Here is a 3,659-nt window from a genome sequence, read left to right as displayed (position 1 = left end):
TCTTCATCAAAATCGATTTCTTCTTCCCAGAGGGTATACTGTATATCATCCAGTTTTTTTTCGGTGACATCATTGCCGTCAAGTATTGTACGAACCCTGTCAAGTCTTGCTGCTTTGTCATCACCTTCCTTGATATTGATCCCGAGTGTTTCTTCTACGGCTTCCAGTATATCCAGCGCCTCTTCCTCTGCCCTCTCTCTGGCTTTTGTGATGTATGCCTGTATTTCCTTAGAAATAGCGTGACGACGGTAATACTCATCGTCCTCGCTATCGAGGTTATCCATCTTCAGGGCTTTTTCCACGGCTCGCAGTTTATCAAGTACTTTAGGCTTGGATATGGGGTGACCAGGTGTTCTGATGTCGCTAAGTAATTCTTCCGTATCTTCAAGACGTTGAAACCTGTCATGTATGACTTCCATCAGTGCGTTGATGTCTTCTTCTGTGGTGTCTTCATTCAACTTGATACCAACAATCGCGGCCAAAGCACTTGTCATGACTTTGACGATAGTGTCATCCCTGCAGCATTGAGCTTTCTGTACTTGAGCATTCAGTGACTCAATTCTCCAAAGCAGGAGATTTTGTTGAACGTCAATATCTGCATTGCCATCAAACTCCTTAATGTTTAAATGTGAGGCTATGAGTGCCATGCGATCTTTGGTTGTATCTGCTTTTTCAGCCTCTGTTGGGGGGCTTAGTTGTTGAATACGTTGTTGAACGAGCTGAACTTCCAGTTGTTTAAGGTGCTGCTGAATGGCCTGACGACGGGCCTTCGGGTGGGCTTCGTCATCCGAAACCAGACCAAGCTGGCTTTCAATGATGGCCAGTCTGTGTGGAGCCTCCTCACCGACCAGCTCTGCCCTATAATGCAGATGCTGTTGAATGGACCGGGAGCGGGCTCCCGGATCGTCTTCATTGAGGGGTTTAATATCGAACTGGCCTTCAATCGCCGCCAGTTTTGCTTTTACAGCTTCCTCATCAAGCAGACCTGCTCCAGTAAAGGTTGCGGCGACCGCTCTGTTCATGTCATTAATTTTTTCTGAGAGGCGTCTGGCTTGCTCATCCAGTGGCTGGGTATCATCCCAGTCATCTATGCCAAGTTGTATTGCCAGTTCAGAGTTGTAAACCTTTCTGGATTCTTTTCTGGCATCACGAATCTTTTGTTCCAGCGCAGGAATTCGTTGGGCTTCCTGCTGGAGTGTTTGTGTCTGGCTATGCAATACTTCGTGTATGTTACGAAGCTGAGCAAGTTCATCCTCAACTTGTAGCCTGATTTGTTGTGCTCTTAATTTTTTCTTTTCACTGGCAATGGCTTTATCCACTGTGAGCCGCAATTGACTTTTAAGCTGTATGAGTTTGGCTTCTTTTATCTGTAGCTCTTCCTGCGTGCTTTCGATCTCAATCAATTGTCTGGCCATGTCGCTTAAAACCTGGTTAGCGAACTCTTCGTTTTTGTATAAAAATTCGGTCTGTAATTCGGAGGAAACGGGTATAATGCTGAGAATACTCCGAATAAAATGCGGGTTAGTGAGAAGACCTTTAATTACGGGTTTGAAGCTGAAGTGTTTTGCGAGTTGAACCTGCAACCAGATTGGTGTGATGAATAACGAAGCGACTCTGATGTGTTCCAGTGAGAACTCAAATTCATGGACATGATCTGTTGGAGTAGCACTGGTCAATGCCTGTTGTAGAGACTCATAGAAATCAAGCGAAAACATCACCGTTTGATCTTCTTGTGCACGTTTCCTCGCCTCATTTTCGCCAATGACAGCTTCTCCGGCTTCGTACCGCGCATCCCACTCTTCCAGCACTGCCATCTGCCTGCTTCGAATGGCGTACTGGTAGCTTTCGATCTTAAGGTTTTTAACCTTTGTTGTTACTGCAAGAGCGTGGTTATTACCCTCAGCTTCTTGCCAGAGTGTATAGAGGGTTTCTACAAAGGCGATATCCGCAGAGTTCTGCTTCTGACCATGAAAAACAATAATCTCTCCCGGAGCCTCAGTCACTTCCAGTTTTGGATAACCGGTGGGCACAGGGTAAGTCTGCCTGTTATCCTCAATGTGTACTACATATCCGACGGGTTTATGGTATGACAACAGTTTATTCAGAGCTTCCTGCTGTAAATTTCCTTTCAGTACATGAACCTGCATATAGGCAGAGGTGGCGGCTGCCAGCAGAACCTCATCATTGACAAAGAGCGACTGACCCAGACGTTTAAGTTCAGGAGGCTGATCCCTTCCTGAGATAAGACGCATGAATGTACGCCCACTCACTTCAACTTTTTCTACTTCAATGGTGGCAAGGGCAACATAGTGGTCACTGGTTCCGAGGTTTCCTGCTCTGACATCTGCACCTTGCAGCAATCTATACAGTTGTGCGGGGCTGGCGATTTTCGTTAAAGGTTCTAAAAATAAGTCAGAGAAAGTTATTTGATCACGAACAGCCTCAACAGAATCCTGATCGGTCATTCCGCCTCTGACTTCAATGACCAGTTCCTCTTCTTCAAGGTTATGGGTGAACCTGAAGATTCCCTCTCCACCTACCTTCAGGACTTTAGTGTATTTCTGAGCAGCACCGTTCTCGTCTGTTTCAAACAGGTCAACGCTGGAAACGGCACCATCAATGAAAGAAAGAACCTCTGTAAAGCCATTAGAAGGAACGAGATAGTCCGCTCTGGCTTGAGTCAGATCAGGGTAGGTAGTGGTAAAGGATTTGGGTATTGGCTCCTGGTCATCACCTAAGGTTGGCTTAAGTATGACCTCACTCTGGATAAACTCCACATGTCCATTGCCCGAAATATCGACAGACTTTATCTGAAGCTTGCGCTCGGCCAGTGCTTGTGTGCTTATGATGGAGGAGCTGATTGCAACTGCTACTGCAAGGCTTAATGCATTGGAGCGTGCATTTGTCATACTACTACCTCAGAGTTAACGAAGCCCTTATGTATTCCTTTATTCCGCCTTCGATTGGATGGCTATGAAGAGGTCATCCGCTGATTTCTGATATCAGAGTTCGTCACTGATACCCTTATCGTCTCCCTTGGGAAGTGTTGTTTTATCAATAGCAGTAAGTTTCTTATTACTGCCTTGTTGCCTCTCAAAGAAGGCACCCAGAGTGTAGGAGTAGGGAATGCTGTCAGCATGGGAGAATGACCATTTAGGCACATTTTCCCTGAAGTATTTCTCCCAGCCATGCTCATACATCCTCATGGTGTGATCACGTCGTTCACGGAACTGAAGATAATGCTCGTTCCGCGTCCAACCGTGCATCATGTCCTTTGATTTAACACGCTTTGCATACTCTTCATTGGTTTCACTGAATCGCTGAGGCGTGGCAATGGCAGTGCGTTTCACATAGTCAGATTCCGTTTCACCCACGCCTCTCCAGCGATTAAGCTTGTCAAGACTTCGGCCCAGAGGTCCGCCTAGCCACTGAGTGAGGATCTTGTTGTCGTTCATAAAGAAGTCGAAACCGAGACTCGACACCAGGGCGAATCCGAAGGTTTGCGCATAGGTAAACCCGGATACCAGACCGTGGGCGTACGTTCCGGCCGTGGCTACCGGACCCAGCACGAGACCGGCTGTGGCCGAGGCCAGGGTTTTCACTTTTTCTGGTGTGATCCTGTGCAGCAGTGGTACCTGAACTCCTTGCCCGGTAGCCAT

At 46.9% G+C, this 3,659-nt stretch carries 2 protein-coding genes; both read right to left on the bottom strand.

Annotation, left to right across the window (positions count from 1 at the left end; translation table 11 throughout):
• The coding region (locus KDK19_RS18265; RefSeq protein ID WP_257292527.1) for a hypothetical protein at positions 1-2,909 on the bottom strand (2,909 nt) is incomplete at its 3' end.
• Positions 2,910-3,002: 93 nt separating this feature from the next.
• The coding region (locus tag KDK19_RS18260; RefSeq protein WP_257292526.1) for a hypothetical protein at positions 3,003-3,659 on the bottom strand (657 nt) is incomplete at its 5' end.

Source organism: Endozoicomonas sp. ONNA1 (assembly GCF_024606325.1).
GTDB lineage: Bacteria > Pseudomonadota > Gammaproteobacteria > Pseudomonadales > Endozoicomonadaceae > Endozoicomonas_A.
Note: the sequence above shows the minus strand (reverse complement) of the source record. Positions and strands in the feature narration are given on the sequence as shown.